The 19395-nt window shown below is 42.9% G+C and carries 17 protein-coding genes and 1 tRNA gene; 16 read left to right on the forward strand and 2 right to left on the reverse strand.

Annotated elements, in window-relative coordinates; all coding sequences use genetic code 11:
* Positions 1 to 217: 217 nt before the first annotated feature.
* Positions 218 to 1450 carry an L-lactate MFS transporter gene (locus VOA_RS07105; RefSeq protein WP_000034186.1) on the reverse strand — a complete coding sequence of 411 codons (1233 nt, stop codon included), beginning with the start codon at positions 1448 to 1450 and terminating at the stop codon, positions 218 to 220.
* Positions 1451 to 1921: 471 nt separating this feature from the next.
* On the opposite strand from VOA_RS07105, the gene VOA_RS07100 reads away from it, so the two are divergent.
* From VOA_RS07100 to VOA_RS07085, 4 genes are all read left to right on the forward strand, one after another.
* Positions 1922 to 2464 (forward strand): DUF3332 domain-containing protein, encoded by a 543-nt coding sequence (locus tag VOA_RS07100; protein WP_009356030.1) that lies wholly within the window; start codon positions 1922 to 1924, stop codon positions 2462 to 2464.
* Positions 2465 to 2707: 243 nt separating this feature from the next.
* Positions 2708 to 2782: transfer RNA gene (locus VOA_RS07095), tRNA-Gly, on the forward strand.
* A 96-nt stretch (positions 2783 to 2878) separates the two neighbouring features.
* Positions 2879 to 4447, forward strand: coding sequence for a gamma-glutamyltransferase family protein (locus VOA_RS07090; RefSeq protein WP_000079498.1), 1569 nt, complete (start codon positions 2879 to 2881; stop codon positions 4445 to 4447).
* A gap of 75 nt (positions 4448 to 4522) precedes the next feature.
* Complete coding sequence (locus VOA_RS07085; protein WP_000777181.1) at positions 4523 to 5509, forward strand: Solitary outer membrane autotransporter beta-barrel domain; 987 nt, start codon at positions 4523 to 4525, stop codon at positions 5507 to 5509.
* Here the strand turns inward: VOA_RS07085 and VOA_RS07080 are convergent.
* Positions 5506 to 6744 carry a GGDEF domain-containing protein gene (locus VOA_RS07080; RefSeq protein WP_000098962.1) on the reverse strand — a complete coding sequence of 413 codons (1239 nt, stop codon included), beginning with the start codon at positions 6742 to 6744 and terminating at the stop codon, positions 5506 to 5508. The genes VOA_RS07085 and VOA_RS07080 overlap by 4 nt on opposite strands.
* A gap of 277 nt (positions 6745 to 7021) precedes the next feature.
* Between VOA_RS07080 and VOA_RS07075 the strand changes: the two genes are divergently transcribed.
* From VOA_RS07075 to VOA_RS07025, 12 genes are all read left to right on the forward strand, one after another.
* Positions 7022 to 7393, forward strand: a complete 372-nt coding sequence (locus VOA_RS07075; RefSeq protein ID WP_001177158.1) for a late competence development ComFB family protein — start codon at positions 7022 to 7024, stop codon at positions 7391 to 7393.
* Positions 7394 to 7409: 16 nt separating this feature from the next.
* Complete coding sequence (locus tag VOA_RS0118370) at positions 7410 to 7631, forward strand: HlyU family transcriptional regulator (protein WP_000522487.1); 222 nt, start codon at positions 7410 to 7412, stop codon at positions 7629 to 7631.
* Between the two features lie 345 nt (positions 7632 to 7976).
* Positions 7977 to 9515, forward strand: coding sequence for a Re/Si-specific NAD(P)(+) transhydrogenase subunit alpha (pntA, locus tag VOA_RS07070; RefSeq protein ID WP_001165538.1), 1539 nt, complete (start codon positions 7977 to 7979; stop codon positions 9513 to 9515).
* 9 nt (positions 9516 to 9524) lie between these two features.
* Positions 9525 to 10901, forward strand: coding sequence for a Re/Si-specific NAD(P)(+) transhydrogenase subunit beta (gene pntB / locus VOA_RS07065; protein ID WP_001272514.1), 1377 nt, complete (start codon positions 9525 to 9527; stop codon positions 10899 to 10901).
* A 119-nt stretch (positions 10902 to 11020) separates the two neighbouring features.
* Entirely contained in the window at positions 11021 to 12502 is a 1482-nt protein-coding gene (gene vxrA, locus VOA_RS07060) for a sensor histidine kinase VxrA (RefSeq protein WP_032468315.1), read from the forward strand.
* Positions 12477 to 13133 (forward strand): response regulator transcription factor VxrB, encoded by a 657-nt coding sequence (gene vxrB, locus VOA_RS07055; RefSeq protein WP_000815045.1) that lies wholly within the window; start codon positions 12477 to 12479, stop codon positions 13131 to 13133. The genes vxrA and vxrB overlap by 26 nt, the downstream gene beginning before the upstream one ends.
* Before the next feature lie 2 nt (positions 13134 to 13135).
* Positions 13136 to 14020, forward strand: coding sequence for a DUF2861 family protein (locus VOA_RS07050; RefSeq protein ID WP_001118302.1), 885 nt, complete (start codon positions 13136 to 13138; stop codon positions 14018 to 14020).
* Positions 14021 to 14080: 60 nt separating this feature from the next.
* On the forward strand, positions 14081 to 15244 hold the full coding sequence (locus VOA_RS07045) for a conjugal transfer protein TraF (RefSeq protein WP_001033314.1): 1164 nt from the start codon (positions 14081 to 14083) through the stop codon (positions 15242 to 15244).
* A gap of 42 nt (positions 15245 to 15286) precedes the next feature.
* Positions 15287 to 15448 (forward strand): YoaH family protein, encoded by a 162-nt coding sequence (locus tag VOA_RS07040; protein WP_000459077.1) that lies wholly within the window; start codon positions 15287 to 15289, stop codon positions 15446 to 15448.
* A gap of 888 nt (positions 15449 to 16336) precedes the next feature.
* Complete coding sequence (locus VOA_RS07035) at positions 16337 to 17488, forward strand: hypothetical protein (RefSeq protein ID WP_000505719.1); 1152 nt, start codon at positions 16337 to 16339, stop codon at positions 17486 to 17488.
* Between the two features lie 5 nt (positions 17489 to 17493).
* The gene (locus tag VOA_RS07030; RefSeq protein WP_001269657.1) at positions 17494 to 17898 is read left to right on the forward strand and encodes a DUF2523 family protein; all 405 of its coding nucleotides are present in this window, start codon (positions 17494 to 17496) and stop codon (positions 17896 to 17898) included.
* The gene (locus VOA_RS07025; RefSeq protein ID WP_000190971.1) at positions 17899 to 19326 is read left to right on the forward strand and encodes a zonular occludens toxin domain-containing protein; all 1428 of its coding nucleotides are present in this window, start codon (positions 17899 to 17901) and stop codon (positions 19324 to 19326) included.
* Positions 19327 to 19395: the final 69 nt, after the last annotated feature.

Here is a 19395-nt window from a genome sequence, read left to right on the forward strand (position 1 = left end):
GAGAATGGGTGAATTAAAGCAAAGGATGAGGGGAGATGTCCAACTTGGGATACATTTAGTTAATGTATCCCTCAATGATGAGAGCTACAGGCTGAGATTTAAAAGATGCTGTAATAATCCCAATGGGATTGCCAACATCGTGGCGGTATCTGGTCGAAAGAAGGGGAAAATAAAGAGCCTGACACTACCAGGCTCTTTATATGCGTATATTGGCTTATTATGCAGTTTGCAGCTGCGCCACTTTTTCTGCTGAAATTGGCTTCGTAATAAGAGCCAGAACAATACACACGGCCATCATGGCCGCTGAGATTGTGTAGGCTAAATTATAACCGCCACCGTGCGTCATAGAATAACCCACTACAGCGGCACCAATTGCGCCACCAATACCCCATGAGGTATAGAGTACGCCGTAGTTAGTGCCGTAGTTTTTCAAGCCGTAAAATTCAGCGGTGATCGATGGGAATACAGCCAGCAAAGTGCCGTAACCAACTGCCGCAATAGCAGTACCAATGATCAATGTGAACTCAGAATCAAATGAGGCAAACAACACCATATTCGCGCCTTGCAGCAGGAAAGCAAGAAGCAGAGTGCGCACACCACCGATCTTATCGGACAGGATGCCAGCTGCAATACGGCCACCAGAGTTGAAGATAGCTAGGATTGAAGCAAGGTAAACCGCATTAGGCAGATTTGCCTGAACACTTGCGATGTTAGTGATGTTTCCGATGATCATTAAACCAACAGAAGCGGCTAAGGCATACATTAACCACAGAGCATAAAACTGTGGGGTTTTTAGCATTGCTTTCCAGCTTAAGTTTGCAGCTTTAACAATCGCTTTTGCTTCTTGGCCTGCTTTCAGTTTTGGTTCTGCGGGTACATAGCCGGTAGGTGGGTTGTTGATGGTGCAAGCCAAAGGTACAGCAATCGCCAACACACCAGCCCCAAGAATCATGAAACTGGTTTGGATGCCAAGATGAGTAATTAGTGTTGAGGTTAGAGGTGCAAGATAAATCGCAGCCAAGCCAAAACCAGCAGCAATTAGGCCGTTAACCATACCTTTTTTGCTTGGGTGGAACCATTTCATCGCTGATGGTGAAAGGCATGCGTAGCCAAAACCGATACCAGCACCAGTGATCACACCGAAAGTGATATTGAGCATCAAGACTGAAGATGCAAAACCAGAGGCAATCATGCCAAGGCCTGTTAGAGTTGTACCCAGAATTAGGATGTTACGAGGACCCATACGGTCTTGCAAAATGCCAGCAACTAAAAGGCAGACAGAAAAAGCGATGGTTGCAATAGCATAAGGAGAAGATGCATCGGCAGCACTCCAGCCAAAGTCAGTTACGAGGGCTTTGTTAAATACGCTCCAGGCATAAAGGATGCCAAGACAAAGGTTGATACAGAAACCCGCCAGCAGAATGCGCATAGCTTTATCAATCTTGCTCATTGTTTGTGATACTCAATTAAAAATTAGGATAGGCAACCCCATAGACTGGGGTATTTGTTCAAAATTACTTTGCAAAATTCAACTATTTTGGCAAGGCGCGCGGATTATAACCAATACCCTTGTGATTGGAATCACTTTTTTCAGGCTAATAAAAAATAATTTTTGCTTGTTTCAATCTTGTTGCACATGTAAGTAAATTCGGTGTCTTTTTTATCTGGGTTCGGGGTAAAGCGTGGAGTCCGCTTCAGTGGAAAAAAGGTTAAAGCGCATATTCCATGCTCTGAAATTGATGGTTTTTATCATTGAAATTAATGTTACTGCCTTGTTTTGAACCATCATCATTCCATATTAATGGTGAGCAACATAAATGGCTTAGTCAGAAAATGGTTAATTCCTTTTTTCAACTCTTCCTTAACAATGAAAAAACTTTACCATCGCCCACCTTTTAAATTGTGTGGAGATGATATCAATATGAATAAGCAAGCATTAAAAATGGCACTTATTGTTGGGTTAGGTGCAACATCCTTGACTGGTTGTATGGGACAAATGGCAACAACAGGACTCGTCAACAAATTCAATCTAGAGGTTGTTGATAACCGTTATGCTCGTGAAGGCCTCTTCCTGTTACTTTCTCCTGTTTATGGCTTAACTAGTGCTGCTGACCTGTTTATTTTCAACTCAATTGAATTTTGGACAGGCAAAAACCCGATTTCAGGGAAATCACCAGCAGTGGTTGATATGCCAGCGAATTCGATCATTAAAGTGAATGGACAATTGGATCGTGCGCTGACAGAAGCCCCTTTGCAAACCAATCTACTGCCAATCGAAAAAGCGACTATGCAGCAGTTGGATTCACAAACTCTTCAAATGGAAGTGACCTACGTGGATGGTTCTCACAAAACTTTGCGTGGCGAAAAAGGGCAAAATGATGTCTCTTTTTATCTCGATGGCGAACTGCTGACCGTTGTGAGCAACCAAGAGCTGAATGCTTATATTGAAGCAAGCCAAATTTAATTATTTGATTTCTAAACGACTTGAAGTTGCCGTGAATCAATCATCATTCCTTCTCAATTGGTATATCGACCATTTAGAATGCGGTGTATTGTTGTGGCAACTTCAAGTATTAAGCAAGGTTGAGTGTTTTTTACACGCAAAACATAATCATCTGCTCAACTCGTAAGCAATCAGCATGCAAGTGATTAAAAAGGGGTTTTCTTTTCTCAATAGTGTGGCATATTAGCGACGTCTCTTCGATGCGCGGGCATCGTATAATGGCTATTACCTCAGCCTTCCAAGCTGATGATGCGGGTTCGATTCCCGCTGCCCGCTCCAAATCTCCATACTCCCCAACATTTCTACCAATGTTCAATAGCTTGTTCTGAGTAAAACCCTTAAGTTGTTCTCGTATTTTATTTTACGAGGTGATTCATGGCACAAGTTGCGTTTACAGCCCCACACCATAAAGCGAGTGAAGTTGGTTTAACGATTCTTCGCCAAGGTGGCACTGCATGTGAAGCTATGGTTGCAGCTGCAGCGATGATTGCTGTCCAGTACCCCCATATGAACAGTATTGGTGGGGATGGTTTTTGGCTAATTGCCGCTAAAGATAAGCCGCCAGTAACGATAGATGCTTGTGGTGCTTCTGCGTTAGAACTCCAAGTCAGTCGTTATAAGTTGGCACAAGGTATCGCACAGCAAGGTGGTGCTGCAGCACTGACTATGGCTGGTACAATTTCTGGTTGGGAAGCAGCGTTGCAGCTTTTTTCATCTGGCTTGAGTCTTCATTCGATTTTAGACCCCGCCATTCGAGCGGCAGAGCAGGGGATTTTCACCACTGCAAGTTTGGCGGCTGCAAGTCATAAGACATGGTCAAGACTGGCGTCTCTCGATCATTTTGCTGACGTTTACTTAAAGAAAAATCGACAACCGTTAGATATTGGTGACATTGTCACACAAGGCTCCTTAGCGGAAACCCTCTCTACCCTTGCTGACTGCGGACTTAACTGTTTTTATCGTGGTCATTTAGCTAAACAAATGGGCAAAGAGCTAGAACTGGCAGGTAGCCCACTACGATTAAACGATTTTAATCAGCATAAAGCACGCTTGAATAGCCCGTTAAATCATGAATTATCACGAGGGCAGTTTTATAATTTGGGAGCCCCCACACAAGGGTTGGCATCATTGCTTATTTTGGGTATTTACGATCGATGGGTACATCAGGCCAAATCGGCTGCCGATCATATTCATATACTTATCGAAGCAACCAAAGTGGCGTTTGACATCCGTAACCAAGCGATTGCAGATGAAAACGTCATTCCTATTGCTCTGCAAGATTATCTGACTGCAGAGCGGGTGGATGCCATGGCGAAAAATATTCAATTGCACCAAGCTGCCACTTGGCCTAAGGAAACTCAGCTCGGGGATACCATATGGATGGGGGCGGTAGATCAACACGGTACTATGGTCAGTTTTATTCAGAGCATTTATTGGGAATTTGGCAGCGGAGTAGTGCTCCCCTCGAGTGGAGTGCTTTGGAGTATTCGTAGTCAAAGTTTTTCATTGGATCCTAACCATATCAATTGCCTCGCGCCCAACAAAAAACCATTTCATACACTCAATCCTGCGTATGCTGAGCTCAACGATGGGCGAAGAATTGTATACGGAACAATGGGCGGAGATGGGCAACCTCAAACGCAAGCTTGTCTCATCAGCCGATATCTTTATCAATCAGAGTCACTTCAACAAGCAATTGCCAACCCTCGCTGGCTCTTAGGAAGGACATGGGGAGACACCTCCGCACAACTGCGCATGGAGAACTCATTAGTTGACCAAATCAAGCCTATTTTAGTCGCTCGAGGGCATCGCGTTTATTCGGTTCCTGATCGTAGTGAAATGATGGGACATGCGGGAGCAATTGTTCTCGATAGTTCAGGAGTTGTCGATGTAGCAAGTGATCCTCGAAGCGATGGTGCGGCACTCTCTACTTATATAGAATAATTCTACTTTACAGTACCTTAACTGTATCAAGTCGATTATTATTACGCTCTCAACATCAAACAGGTATCAGAGTTTATGAAGTTATCTTTCGGCTTGGGCTGCTGTGCTTTTTTTCTGGTATCAAGCCCTGCATTTGCACAAAGTTATGCCTTCATTGAAGAGCACCTTGAACAGGCGTTTTCTTCCAGCGTCATTCTTGCCGATAGCGATGTTTTTACCGCAGGGTTTAATAATTTTGATCCAAATGATTGGTTTCATACCGATAACGAAAATTTGGGTACCGCCGAATCAATTGAAAATCGCCAAAAATACAAGTCAAGTACGTTGCCCATCACGCTTTCGCTAAGTGATGATGAGGCAGTGCATCAACACCAACTTTTTTTTCGTTTATCTGCTACGGTGATTGATGACGAACTAAGCCTACCTGAGTTTTTCAACTCAACAGCAACAGAGCGCTATCGACAATCAGTATTGGGGAGTGCGGTTTTTTATCGTTACCAACATCAATTGACTGAACACTGGACTCTGACTCCAGCGGTTGGTACACATCTGCTCTATTACAGAAATAGTGTGACGTTAACAAATCCGCTATTTAAAGAGATTTTGTCACCTTTCGCTGGGGTTCTGGTGAACACTTATGCGTGGGCAAATTTGTTTGAAACCAACCTAAAAATCCAATACGATGAAGAGAAGAACTGGGGACACTGGCGAGCTTCTTCAATGTGGCATTATTTTGGTGGATATGGCTGGGGTAAAGCCAATGATGGACAAATTGGTAATCCGGAAGGATGGTATGTCGCCAATACCTTGACTGGCGTTTATGACTTTACTCAATTTGGTCGTTCGGTGCAGTCTATTTATGGCAGTATCAAACGGGTCGATGTCGGGAGCACTACCCAGAAACCGCTTGGTACCTCAAATTATTACGAGGCAAGTATTGGTTGGTTGATGACTCCACCTTTTGAAATTGAACTCGTGGACAACATTGGCCTCGGGTTGACATTCAACTACGGAAGCGCTTTTAAAGGTGGCAGCATTGTACTCTTTTTTAATCAAGATTAACTGGCTAGCTTGACGCAATTTCTCCCAGCTTGCTTGGCTTTGTATAGCGCTGCATCTGCTGCTTTTAAAGCTTCATTAGGTTTACGATGTAATTCGGAATCACATACACCTATGCTCACAGTTATAGTGACAATGTCACTATTGGTCTTGCACGTTCTCTTCTTTGCTCCTTCAAGATCATTTTTGGGTCGCTTATTTGAGTTTCGGATAACCAGCTCATAAGATGCAATGTCTTGACGTAAATCTTCAATAAAAGGAAGTACGTCATTTGCTAATTTTCCACGATAGATGATTGAAAACTCTTCTCCTCCATAGCGGTAAACCCGCGCCTTCCCTTCAATCTGACGTAAGCGTGATGCAACCAACTTGAGTACGTCATCACCCGTATCATGGCCATAGGTATCGTTGAACTTCTTAAAGTGATCAACATCGAGCATGGCAAGAGTAAATTTTCTGCCTATATGTTTAAGGTCCTGATCTAAGGCTTGGCGGCCCGGAATCTGAGTCAGTGGATCATTAAATGCCATTTCATACCCTGCTGAGATTAGGTAAACCAAAATAAGCAATCCAGAAAGAGAAAACATAGTGGTAGAAACATAAGGAATGTGGAAGAGTACGAAAGCATTCATGCCCAGTAATGTAGCACTATAAACCACGACATCGATGATCTGATTACGAGTCAAAACGGAAATGCCAGCTATACCAACTAAAGCAACCAAATAAGCAACGATAATCAGAGGTAGCCGAGAGAGCTGTGGTACGACAAAAAAGATGTTTTGAGTCAGCTCAGAATGTTCTGTTTCACCGATGTGTAAGCGGGTTAACCAAGCCCAAAACGTACACAACAGCAGAAAGGCGATGTAGCTGAGAAATGATTTACTCAATAGGCCTGCATTTTTATAGGCGTAAGGCAAAAAACACGCAACGGGTAGCAGTAGGCAGAGCATGATCAGCTCCAACATCGTTGAGCTTTCCGTTAGCGGGGTTTGTAAGCGAGTTTGAATGAACCAATAGGAAATTAGCATCGCCATCGCTACCATTGCGATACGGCTTTGCTTAAAAAGGTGAGCCACAGTTAAAGAAACAAAAAGCAGTATATAAGGGAGACTAACCGCCATACCTAAGTTAGCGTTTATTACTAACACCACATTGTCCATGCCCAACCACAGTGCGGCTAAAAGCAACAAAGGCAGACTAAATCGGAACCAAGGTGAAGTAACAAAGCTAGAAGACATGGATTCCTAAGGTTTTGTATCGAATTAATGACAATTCTACGATTAAAAAGCTGCGCATAAGCATACTTTGATTTCGTGATTTTCCAAGCTTTATTACTCAAGTTAAGTGATGGTATCAATACTTATGAAGAACGCGAATTGTGATAAGCATATGATTGATTAAATATAAACCGCTACATTTTCGACTACAGTAATTTCAGTGCTTAGAATTATTTTTGAAAGAGTAATCGACCAATGATTAGCGCTAATTTTCGATTGTCTTAATGGGAGAGGCAAGATGCAATTGAGTGAAGACGTTCATAATTACATGGAGACACTGGTAGGTCAGGTGCTTGGGCAACCTGAATATTCAGAGGTTTACGATCAAGAACAATTGGCTGATTTAGCTTGTTTAGCTTTATGTCAGCTAAGACCCATCTACATACGTCATGACATCGATTTCCTCGCGGCCTTACCAGAAAATAAACTCGTTATTCTTAAAGATCATGCACTGATAGCTGTTCAAGCCGCCGTATCCATGATAGTTAATGACCGACGTCAAAATCGAAACAATGATGTACCAGTGATCTTCACTCATGCACGTTTTGATGATGATGCAGAATTAGAGTGGTTTGAAACTCCAATAGTGAATCAAATTGAGCACCATTAAATAAGGAAAAATAAACGTGGGATTATTTTCGCGACTTTTTGGAAAACCCAAACAACAAGTAATTCCTCAAGTAGAGCCAGTTGAGTACAAAGATTTTCTCATCTACCAAGAGCCAATTGCCGAAAACGGCCAGTTTCGTGTAGCAGGTCGAATCACTAAAGAGATCGATGGAGAGCTTCAGACGCATCGTTTTATTCGCTCTGATTTAGTTTCAAGTAAAGCAGATGCAGAAGAATAAATGCTTAAAAAAGCTCAGCTTTTTATAGATCAAATGTCAGGCCAAATTTTTAACTGACCTAGATTTTGATAGAAATCATGAATACCCCACTCCTCAGAGGCTATGCTAAGTCACTTTTCAATGCTGGCGCAAGGCAAGCCTCTGTTTTCAAGGAAGAACGCCAACACTGGTTCGACCTCTGCTTTGTGTGAAAATCGTTGTAATTATCTAACAGACTTCACACAATCAGCCTCAACTTGATATTAAAAGTAACCTAAGTTCGTAATCGAATTACAAACAGCTTGCAGTTGATGTCATCGTCCGATAAAAACAGTTAATCATTGTGCCAATAGTCAAGGAACCGCTATGCAAATTGGTGTACCAAGAGAACAACTCGTAGGTGAAACGCGAGTGGCTGCTTCACCGTCTTCGGTAGAACAGCTAATTAAATTAGGTTTTGGGGTCTGTATCGAAACAAAAGCCGGAGCGCTTGCGAGTTTCGATGATGCAGCTTATGTCGTTGCTGGAGCAACTTTGGGCTCAAGTGAAGACGTTTGGGCTTGTCCGCTTATCCTGAAAGTTAACGCCCCACTCGATGAAGAAATCTCTCTACTTAAAGAGGGTACAACATTAGTCAGCTTTATCTGGCCAGCGCAAAACCCTGCCTTGATGGAAAAGCTGGCGAGCAAAAACATCAACGTTTTAGCAATGGATGCGGTTCCTCGTATCTCTCGTGCACAAGCACTTGATGCACTGTCATCGATGGCAAATATTGCCGGTTATCGCGCCGTGGTTGAAGCTGCCCATGAATTTGGACGCTTCTTCACAGGTCAAATCACCGCAGCAGGTAAAGTACCTCCAGCAAAAGTGTTTGTTGCTGGGGCTGGTGTTGCTGGCTTAGCGGCAATCGGTGCTGCAGGCAGTTTAGGCGCGATTGTTCGTGCTTTTGACGTTCGTCCAGAAGTTAAAGAGCAAGTGCAATCGATGGGGGCCGAGTTTTTGGAAGTTAACTTCCAAGAAACCGCTGGCTCAGGTGATGGCTATGCCAAAGAGATGTCTGATGATTTCAATCGTAAAGCTGCTGAACTTTATGCTGCCCAAGCGAAAGATGTAGACATCATAATTACTACCGCACTGATCCCAGGCAAACCTGCGCCAAAACTGATCACCAAAGAAATGGTGGACAGCATGAAAGCAGGCAGTGTGATTGTCGATCTTGCCGCTGCGAACGGTGGTAACTGTGAATACACAGTAAAAGATCAGGTGATTACTACGGCTAATGGCGTAAAAGTGATCGGCTATTCCGATATGGTGGGGCGTCTACCAACGCAATCTTCACAACTTTATGCCACTAACTTGGTGAACCTACTCAAACTTCTGTGCAAAGAAAAAGATGGCAATATCGACATTAACTTTGAAGATGTAGTGCTTCGTGGTGTTACTGTCATTAAAGAAGGTGAAGTCACTTGGCCAGCGCCACCTATTCAGGTTTCAGCGCAACCTCAACAAAAACCGAAAGCACAGCCAGTAAAAGCGCAGAAAAAAGAAGCCGAACCCACATCGCCAATCAAAAAACTGGCGGGTTTAGCGGTTGGTGTAGGTCTGTTTGCGTGGGTTGCCTCTGTTGCACCTGCTGCTTTCCTTGGTCACTTCACCGTATTTGTACTCGCTTGTGTAGTCGGTTACTACGTAGTTTGGAACGTGACACATGCACTACATACACCTTTAATGTCTGTAACTAACGCAATCTCAGGTATTATTGTTGTAGGTGCACTGTTACAAATTGGTCAGGGCAGTGGCATTGTGACCTTCTTGTCCTTTATCGCTATTTTGATTGCAAGCATTAACATTTTTGGTGGTTTTACTGTCACCAAACGTATGCTTGAAATGTTCCGTAAAAACTAGGAGTACACAATGTCTGCAGGATTGGTACAAGCAGCGTACATTGTTGCTGCTGTGTTTTTCATCATGAGCTTGGCTGGTTTGTCTAAACAAGAATCAGCTCGATTTGGTAACTACTATGGTATTGCTGGTATGGCAATTGCCTTACTGGCCACCATTTTTAGCCCAAGTGCACAGGGTATTGCATGGGTGCTATTGGCTATGGTGATCGGTGGTGGTATTGGTATCCACTACGCAAAGAAAGTGGAAATGACCGAAATGCCAGAACTGGTTGCGGTGTTACACAGCTTCGTGGGTATGGCAGCGGTATTGGTTGGCTTTAACAGCTACATCGATGCGCCAGAAGCTGCAACCCATGCTGAACACGTAATTCACTTGGTCGAAGTATTCTTGGGTATCTTTATCGGTGCCGTAACCTTTACTGGGTCGATTGTCGCGTTTGGAAAGCTGCGTGGCATCATCAAGTCAACACCACTAAATCTACCTCACAAGCACAAACTGAATTTGGCCGCTTTGGTTGTTTCAGGTCTACTGCTCATTCATTTTGTCAACGTGGATGGTAGTTTATTTGCACTGATCGTGATGACCTTGATCGCTTTTGCCTTTGGTTACCACCTGGTAGCTTCAATTGGTGGTGCTGATATGCCAGTTGTTGTTTCAATGCTCAACTCTTATTCTGGATGGGCAGCGGCAGCGGCAGGTTTCATGTTAGCTAACGATCTACTGATTGTGACTGGTGCACTTGTTGGTTCATCAGGTGCGATTCTGTCTTACATCATGTGTAAAGCCATGAATCGTTCGTTTATCAGTGTAATCGCAGGTGGTTTTGGCCAAGAAGTTGTGATTAGCAGTGATGAAGAGCAGGGTGAACACCGTGAAACTACGGCGGAAGAAGTCGCTGACATGCTGAAAAACTCTAAGTCAGTTATCATCACTCCGGGATATGGCATGGCCGTCGCTCAGGCACAGTATCCTGTTTACGAAATTACAGAGAAACTGCGTGCGCAAGGTGTAACCGTTCGATTTGGTATTCACCCAGTAGCGGGACGTTTGCCTGGCCATATGAACGTATTGTTAGCTGAAGCGAAAGTGCCTTACGACATCGTATTGGAAATGGATGAAATCAATGATGATTTCAATGAAACCGATACGGTATTAGTCATCGGAGCAAACGACACCGTAAATCCAGCTGCATTGGAAGATCCCAACAGCCCGATTGCAGGTATGCCAGTTCTTGAAGTATGGAATGCGAAAAACGTAATCGTATTCAAACGTTCCATGAATACGGGTTATGCTGGCGTTCAGAATCCGCTGTTCTTCAAAGACAATACGATGATGTTATTTGGTGATGCAAAAGAGAGTGTCGATGCCATTGCTAAAGCGCTCTAAAATTATCGTCTAACAAGAAGCCAGCATAATGCTGGCTTCTTTACTTTGTGAAGTGTCATTATTGACATCAATATAACACTGGAATATCTCTTTACCGGATAATGCGTTATAGTTTTTGCATGCTAGTTAAACCAAATAATCCCTTGAGAAGAGCGCTCAATTTAACGTTGGCAAGTTTGTACTTTGTCATCATATCCAACCCAGTTTATGCAGATTCGCTTCCTGAGCGTATCGATCTGTTTGTTTCGCTCTTTGACTCCAATTCTGCGAAGACCTCTTACGATATCCGAACTATACAGAATGATTTCCCAACACGTTTGTTGACTCCAGACAGCATGTTGCCACAAACATCCGTTTATCCACTGAAAGATATTCAATTGCTGTACAAACTCTCACAAACTTGTACAGGAAAGCTTCCCCTTAGCCCATTAATTACCGAGCCATTGGTTTTCACGCGGACCTTGTGCAAAGGTTCCAGCCTATCGCCTCGCTGGTTTGCTCGTAGTGGTCTTATCCATCCAGGAGGGGGAACCTATGCGTTCCGTTATGCGGAAAAATATCCAGCTCAATTTGAAAAACTGCTCCCGTATATGCATATACAAGAGCGCCCCAATGCAGCTAATGGAACCTTGTTGTATCGGTTACAAAATATGACTGAGGATTCAATTACAGCCTTGATCTCTGGGGCATCTATGTTTGGTTCTGGCAATGAATTATGGCTGAGAAAAGGGGATATTTATTACCTTTTCAATGAAGAAAACTGGTTAACCAATGCCAATAAGGCAGGGCTGAGCTATAGCCTTTTATCATCAGATAACACCTGTTTTATTCAACGTGGCAACATTTGCTGGGATGTAGAGGATCATTCCGATCTTTTGCGCACCAGCATGATCATTCTAGTCATGGCCAATATTTTCCTTGTTTTGGGATGGTCTGCGTATCGTTGGAATTCCAAACGGCAAGAAATGCGTAGCCGAATGTTAATTCTGCAAATCCTTACGCATGAGCTACGCACTCCTATTGCGAGTTTATCTTTAACTGTCGAAGGGTTTCGCCGAGAGTTTGAGCATTTGCCAGAATCTCTGTACGATGAGTTTCGACGTCTATGTGAAGACTCACGACGTTTACGTCAACTCGCAGAGGCCAGCAAAGATTATTTACAGTCTGATAGTAAACCACTAGCCTCAGACTGGGTTCCTTCTGTGGAAGAGTGGTTACAATACAAAGTTGAAGAAGAGTTCAGTGGAGCCATCACTCTTAAACTCAATCAAGATGTCGCAGCCAAGCTAAATGTGTATTGGCTAGGAACTTGCGTGGATAATTTATTGCGCAATGCTGTCAAATATGGCGTAGCACCTGTCACTCTTGAAGTGATAACTCAAACTAACCTAGTCACTTTTAAAGTGACAGACCAAGGTTTATTAACTCATCGTGATTGGCGCCATTTACGCAAACCATTTGTGAGTAAAAGCGGTTTAGGCCTTGGTTTGACTATTGTCGAATCTATGGTGGCACGTATGGGTGGCAAAATGTCGCTCGAAGGACCACCGACTACCTTTATTTTGGAGATACCTTGTGAAACAGACACTGCTTCTCGTTGAAGATGACAAAAACCTCGCTGATGGCCTATTGGTCAGTTTAGAACAAGCTGGTTATGACTGTTTACATGCAGAAACCATTGCAGATGTTAAACAACATTGGGACAAGGCGGATCTCGTCATTCTTGATCGCCAGCTACCTGACGGTGATTCCGTTCAGCATTTAGTAGATTGGAAAAACATCAAAGATATCCCTGTTATCCTTCTAACCGCTTTAGTGACCGTAAAAGATAAAGTCACGGGGTTGGATGCTGGTGCCAACGATTATCTAACTAAACCTTTTGCCGAGGCGGAATTATTTGCTCGAATCCGCGCTCAGCTTCGTTCTCCGGATAATGGCCAAGATGATAGTAAAGTAGTCACCGCGAACTTGACCATTGATAAGGCAACTCGCGAAGTGTTTTTTAATGGTGAATCAATCACACTGACTCGTACAGAGTTTGATCTGCTACTATTTTTGGCTAGCAATCTTGGCCGAGTTTTTACCCGAGATGAGCTTCTCGATCATGTTTGGGGATATAACCATTTTCCAACAACTCGTACCGTCGATACCCATGTATTACAGCTACGTCAAAAACTACCAGGCTTGGAAATAGAAACACTTCGCGGTGTTGGTTATAAAATGAAAGCGTGATTATGGCAAAGCCTAATGCACTTATGTTGTTATCAGGTGTACTACTTAGTACACCTGCATTTTCGGATGCTACAGGGTGGTTTGAAAAAAACACACCGCTAACTCAAGCGCATCAACATCTACTAAATAATGATCTGGAAAATATGTTCAGTTCATTGGTTGAAGTGTGGCAACTAGAAAAAAATAAAAATCTGAAAACACATCTAAATGATCTTTTAATTCAGTCGTTAATAGTGGATTGCGGTAAAGGGCTAGATAACAAACCTTTTCCTGAATGGATACAGGCAGTCACTATAAGACGAGTGGATGTACAAAGCCCTGGTCGTGATGCTTATCAGGTTGCGATTGACACAAAAACTAAGGTTCCAATTGCGGACATTCGACTAACGAAGTGGATCGATAAAATTGTCTCTACGGATAGCGCACTCACAAATCGAGGTGACGTTATCGCATCTGGGATTTATAGCTATGCGCAACGCTATAACTTAACCAATCCTCTTAGTGCTGGTCTATATCGAATTGATATTACGGCGACTGACCAAGAGTCATGGAGCGCATGGGTCGTATTTGGAGACACTATTGCCAAGCAAGTCGTTCGATGGACTTCCAAGGATGAGTGGCAGATTCAGAAAACTCAGTTGCTAAATCCACATTGCCCGCTACCTAAGCTATCCATCTCTGTTTTCGATCATATTGATGGCAACTATAAACAGATTTGGAATGAAAGCTATGAATCCGATTATCCAACCAACTTGGAGAATATTTCACTACCGTCAGATCGTTACATTGTCACTGTATCTATGATTCATCAGCGTTGGCAGGGACCACTGGCAATTGAGCAATCTCAGGTTATTAGCAAAACCTATGACGTTAATGTGGAGGAATAACTGAAGATATTGGACAATATGCCGCTATAAATAAAAAGGACGAATAGGCTTAACATCACTATGAATAAAATCTTTCTTTCCGTTGGTTGTTCATTAATTCTCACATCCCCACTCGCACTAAGTGCCAACTATGCAATTGAAGCACGTGGCGATGCAATGGGGGGAGTTGGAGTTGTCTCAGGAAACTTTCTAACAGGCCCATTTTATAACCCTGCACTCGTCGCAATCTATCGTCGTAATGATGATGCGGGAATGATCTTACCAAGCATAGGCTTATCTTATAATGACCCTAATGATTTAATTTCTGATTTAGATAATGTTTCGTCAATCATAGAGCAGACTTCAAAAGGCGATTTCAGCAATATAGATCAGCTTAATAAAAACCTGAACGCCATGCAGGGAGATGTACTCAATGCTGAGTTAGGCGGAGTGATCGCTTTTGCTATTCCGAACCAGTTTATTTCTGCCAACGTGTTTGGGAAAGCCTATACTGAATCTTTTGTTTCACCTAATATTGATAGCCGAGTATGTTCCGATGATCTCTGTGAGCTTGAACGAGCGAAAGCCAGTTCAGTTAATGCTGTATCCGTTGGGGTAACGGAACTTGGAATTACTCTGGCTAAATATCAAACGTTCTTAGGTCAGCATATCGCTTTTGGTATAACTCCAAAGCTACAGCGGGTGTATACGTATGTTTATGAAGCAAACTTAAATAGCTACGATATTAAAGATTTGCGTGACAACGGTACTGGAGAAACCATTTTCAATATGGATGCAGGGGCTCTATGGTTTTATGGCCCTATACGCATTGGTTTTGCAGCAACCAATTTAATTTCACGCGAAATAAAAACTAAGACCATCAGCTCGATCTCAGGAAGTCCGGTTTCATACTCCTATGATATGAAACCCCAGTTCACGATAGGTGCAGGCATTGTCGCAGATTACTTCACTTTTAGTGTGGATTATGACTTAAATGAAGAAGAGCGTTACAAGGATTTCAACGATAACACCCAGATGATTCGTGTCGGTGGTGAGATTGACATAATGCGTCAGCTAAAGTTGAGGGCAGGGTACAATAAAAATCTTGCTTACGATAACACAGAGGGAACCATTACCGGTGGCATCGGTCTTTCCCCACTTAATCTTTTCCAATTGGATATCGGTGCAAGCTATACCAATGACAATGCGATGGGGGCGTATGTCAACTTCCTTGCGAGTTACTAAGCATCTCTCTATAGTATGGCTCCTTTCAAAGGAGCCTTTTTTATGTTTGATGATCTACCTACATTGACTCACGCTGAACAGCAAGCGGCGGTCGAACAAATTCAGAAGCTGATGGCAGAAGGTATTAGCACTGCAGAAGCAATAAAAATCATAGCCCAACAAATCCGACAAGAAAAAATGGAACAAAGCCAAGGCACTCATTGAGTGCTTTTTTCTTATCAAGAATCTGAATGTAAAACCACCGAGATATCTTTGTGATTTTAATATTTTTCTTTTATAACAATGTTTTGTGTTGGTTTTTTCTTCCAAAGAACATGTGCCGAATCAATGCAAGAGCTAGGTCTTGTAATTTAATTACAGACGGTTGGGTTGAGGGAGTATTTGACAGGATAAATCACTAAATAAGTAACAACGTCACGTTACAAGTCGGATTTCGTTGTAACACCCACCAAAAAAACCAAAACACCTTAATGCGCATTATGTGGTTCGGCGTTATGTTGAGGGGTAGTCGTCAGTACCATTGCGCCAGCACTGACGGCCTCACTTGCAGCAGAAGGTGGGCAGCTTGCTGCATCGTTCTGCAAGAGTGAGCCCGTAACATAATGGCGTATAATACGCATTAAGTGGTATGTCATCTCAGTATGTCAAAAATGACATAAATCGATTTTTGTCTAATTTCAGCCGTCCGCCGCAGTCATCAGCTTCGCTGATGCGAGGAGACGGAATTTCTACAATGTCCATCTAGACAGCGGTCGCTGTGAGGCTAATTTTGCCATCTTCTCTCGCGCCGGACGCAGCGGCGCTGAGCGGAGGAGGACGCGAGATAAGATGGTAATCCCCCGTCTAGTATTACGGGGGTAAATTCCACAGAACTATCGGCATTCACCTTGTATTCGCAAGCGTAGCGCGCCAGTGTTTGAGCGCTAGCGAGTTTTACTCTAATTCCCTCCAGTACCATTTCGTTAGCGCTTTAAGCCTGTTTTTTTATCTATTAGATCTTTTACTGCGTCAAATTCTATTATTAATTCCCAACTACAATTATATTCACCTTCAAAACCTGACCTTTCTTATAAAGTTTCATATCTTGAATATGTGGGCTTCCATAATCGTGAGCATAAATATAACCTAACTGTTACTTTTAATTATTCTTTTGTTAATATCCTTGTTGTTCTTTACAGCAAAACAAAATATACACCACCTCCCACTTGTAATTCTGACGAAGTCCTAAATCCATCAACTAATACTTGTGTTCCGGCTCCTACTTGTCCAGAAGCAGGAACTAAAGACAAGTCTAGTTATGGCCCTCCAAATCTCCTTGGTTTTTCTGCTTGTACTGCTAACAACTGCATTATCCAAGTCGGAACCACTGACGGCCTTTCTCTTTGTACTGGTGGCGGCACTGCTGACGAACAATGTGCTTACACAACTTACTATACAGGCCAAGCATGTACCTATAACCCTGATAACACGACTTGGAATCCTCCTGGTCACGAATGGCCTGAAGTCCCCAAACCAGATTTACCCGTTCCTGACCAACCTGATTTACCGCTTCCTGATTCTGGCGGCGGTAATAGTGGTTATGACCCTGACGCAGGCATTGAAGATAACTTCACACCACCTAACCCTGATACCTCACCCGATACTGACAACTCTAACCTTGGTGCTGAGGGTAACGCAGGTGTTGTTAATGAGCTTAACTCCGCTAATAAGTCTTTGCAGAACATCGAGGCCATTCTCACTCAAACACGTAAAGACCAGAACGAAAACGCAGCAACTCAAGAGCGTTATAACTCTGGCATCCTTGGTGCTATCAACTCGATTGATAAATCTGTGTCTGGTGCTTCCGGTTCTGGCGGTGGCGGTGGTAATGGTGATGGTGATTCCGGCTCTGGTTGTGACCCTGAAAAAGAACAATGTGAGTCTGGACTTAACTTTGGCCGTCCTGAAGTAAAGGATCCCTTTGAAAATATTCTTGATGCTTCCGACATAGCGGAAGTTCAGGCAAAGACGACTGATATTAAAACCTCTTTAAAGTCTAAGATTAACGAAATTAAAAACTTAATCTCAGTCCCTAAATATGAAACTGGCGGCTCTGTTCCTGCCGTTGAGTTCAGTCTTCAACATGGTAACTCTAACATCCAAGTTAAAAATGATGCTCTATCTCGTATTAGTCCTGATATTGCTAATATCATAACTTTGGTTGTTGCGGTTATTTGCTTTGGTATCGTTGCAGCAAGGAGATAATAACAATGCGTTATTTGGCTATATTATTAGTTTTGATTTCTTTTGGTTCATTGGCTGAAACCGTTCCTAATCAAAATCAAGAGGCTTTTGATTGGTTTGTTACTTTCTTTAATGATATTTATGAAGTAGTGGAGGGTACGCCTAGTTTTATTGAGCGCTCTTTTGCTTATTTCATCGAATTCGCTGTTTACTTGAAGTTCTTATTCATGCTTGAAACGCTTGATTTTGCTTACGGCGTTGCTCAGTCATTAATAATTAATATCGGCTTAGACTCACTTATATCTGATGCGGTATCTCGTTTACCTGCTGAATATCGCGGAACATTTCAAGCTATGGGACTTTTAAAATCGATAACTATGCTTTGCGAGGCTTGGATGGTTCGCTTTGTCATGAATTTTATGGGGTGGTAAATGGCTACTATTATTCGACATGGCCCCGCAGGTTCTTATAAAAGCTCTTACTCTGTTTGGTATGAAGTTCTTCCGGCACTTCGCCAAGGTCGCATCGTTATTACTAACGTGGAAGGGATGCGAACCTTAGAAGAAATCGAGAAGCTAATTGGGGAGAGATTCCCCAATTCTGCACGCTTGTACCGTATCTCTTCACAGAACAAGAAAGGCAAAGCACTCTGGCAAAACTGGTATAACTGGTGCCATCTTGGCGCGTTAATACTCATCGATGAAGCCCAAGATATATTTAATAAAACAACTGGCTTTGATATGGCAAAAAATACCTTTCTTGGTATTGATTCCTTTTCTGAATATCTTCCTGCCGATTACATCGATTTTTACAACCGCATTAAGAAGTCTTATAAACCGCCTGAAGATTATGTGGATGACATTGGCGAGCGTATTGTCGATGAAAACGGCTTGATTATCATGCCTGAAAACTTTGAAGAAGCTTTTCAACGTCACCGCAAATACAACTGGGACATTGTTCTATGTACTCCGAACATCTCTAAACTTGGCTCTGAAATTAAATCTGTTTCAGAGACGGCCATCAATCACAGTTCACTCGATGGAATACTTCCTTGGAAGAAACGCCAAACGCGCATGTTTTTTCATGACCCACGTTCAACCAGTATCCACCCAACCAAGGATGATCGTGTAGACAAAGAGAAAGTACCTCGTGCTGTTCACTTGCTTTATCTGTCTACAGCGACCGGAAAGACGACCCGACAGAATAGGGGACGTCCGTTGTACAAAGAGCCAAAACTTATGAGCGCGGCTCTTGCACTAATTATCGGCTTTTCAGTAATGATTAACGGCTTAATGGGGCTTAACAGTGATAACACTTCTACTCAGTATTCAGTATCGAGTCAGCAAACGGCTCAACCCAATTCTTCGTCCAGTTCTGACGGTGGCCAAGTTCCTCAAACCTCACTTTCTCAGACTTCTGGCCAAGCTTCTCCAGTTCCTAAAGAAAGGGTCTTTGATTCTCTTAAAGTATCTGCTGATAGCGTTCTGCATTCGGTGGGTGTTTCGTTTAAGTCTAATGATCTTTTAGTAATGCCTTTGCCAGTTCAGGCCAAAGAGGTTTTTGTTTCCTCGGTCGTCACTCAGCACATCGGGAACGCCGGATTCAAGAAGCACTTCGTTAATCTTGAGATAGTCGGCCTAGACAACAAGTCCCACTATTTTGATAGCGAGCTGCTCTATAAGATGGGTTTCAACTTTCAAGTCGTTGACCCTTGTTTGGTGGTCATTTCATACTCTGACGCAAAGGATTATGTTACTTGTCGCTCTCACATCGAACGCGAACCGGTTCGTGATGAAGATGACGTTCAAGTAGCTAGAAAAACACCGCAAGACCTTGAGCAAGACATTAAGATTTTCTAATAACGCTTAGTGCGTATTATCGGTCTTATGTTAAATGGTGATGTCGGAACCATCCGATATATTCAGCTT

Origin of the sequence: Vibrio sp. RC586, assembly GCF_000176715.1 — a bacterium.
Taxonomy (GTDB): domain Bacteria; phylum Pseudomonadota; class Gammaproteobacteria; order Enterobacterales; family Vibrionaceae; genus Vibrio.

Bases quoted from the DNA above. Each gene is read 5' to 3' on its own strand.
- VOA_RS07030 (WP_001269657.1), top strand. From the start codon at position 17,494: ATGCGTTATTTGGCTATATTATTAGTTTTGATTTCTTTTGGTTCATTG.
- VOA_RS07085 (WP_000777181.1), top strand. From the start codon at position 4,523: ATGAAGTTATCTTTCGGCTTGGGCTGCTGTGCTTTTTTTCTGGTATCA.
- VOA_RS07040 (WP_000459077.1), top strand. From the start codon at position 15,287: ATGTTTGATGATCTACCTACATTGACTCACGCTGAACAGCAAGCGGCG.
- VOA_RS07045 (WP_001033314.1), top strand. From the start codon at position 14,081: ATGAATAAAATCTTTCTTTCCGTTGGTTGTTCATTAATTCTCACATCC.
- pntB (WP_001272514.1), top strand. From the start codon at position 9,525: ATGTCTGCAGGATTGGTACAAGCAGCGTACATTGTTGCTGCTGTGTTT.
- VOA_RS07075 (WP_001177158.1), top strand. From the start codon at position 7,022: ATGCAATTGAGTGAAGACGTTCATAATTACATGGAGACACTGGTAGGT.
- VOA_RS07025 (WP_000190971.1), top strand. From the start codon at position 17,899: ATGGCTACTATTATTCGACATGGCCCCGCAGGTTCTTATAAAAGCTCT.
- VOA_RS07105 (WP_000034186.1), bottom strand. From the start codon at position 1,450: ATGAGCAAGATTGATAAAGCTATGCGCATTCTGCTGGCGGGTTTCTGT.
- VOA_RS07090 (WP_000079498.1), top strand. From the start codon at position 2,879: ATGGCACAAGTTGCGTTTACAGCCCCACACCATAAAGCGAGTGAAGTT.
- VOA_RS07100 (WP_009356030.1), top strand. From the start codon at position 1,922: ATGAATAAGCAAGCATTAAAAATGGCACTTATTGTTGGGTTAGGTGCA.
- VOA_RS07080 (WP_000098962.1), bottom strand. From the start codon at position 6,744: ATGTCTTCTAGCTTTGTTACTTCACCTTGGTTCCGATTTAGTCTGCCT.
- pntA (WP_001165538.1), top strand. From the start codon at position 7,977: ATGCAAATTGGTGTACCAAGAGAACAACTCGTAGGTGAAACGCGAGTG.
- VOA_RS07050 (WP_001118302.1), top strand. From the start codon at position 13,136: ATGGCAAAGCCTAATGCACTTATGTTGTTATCAGGTGTACTACTTAGT.
- vxrA (WP_032468315.1), top strand. From the start codon at position 11,021: ATGCTAGTTAAACCAAATAATCCCTTGAGAAGAGCGCTCAATTTAACG.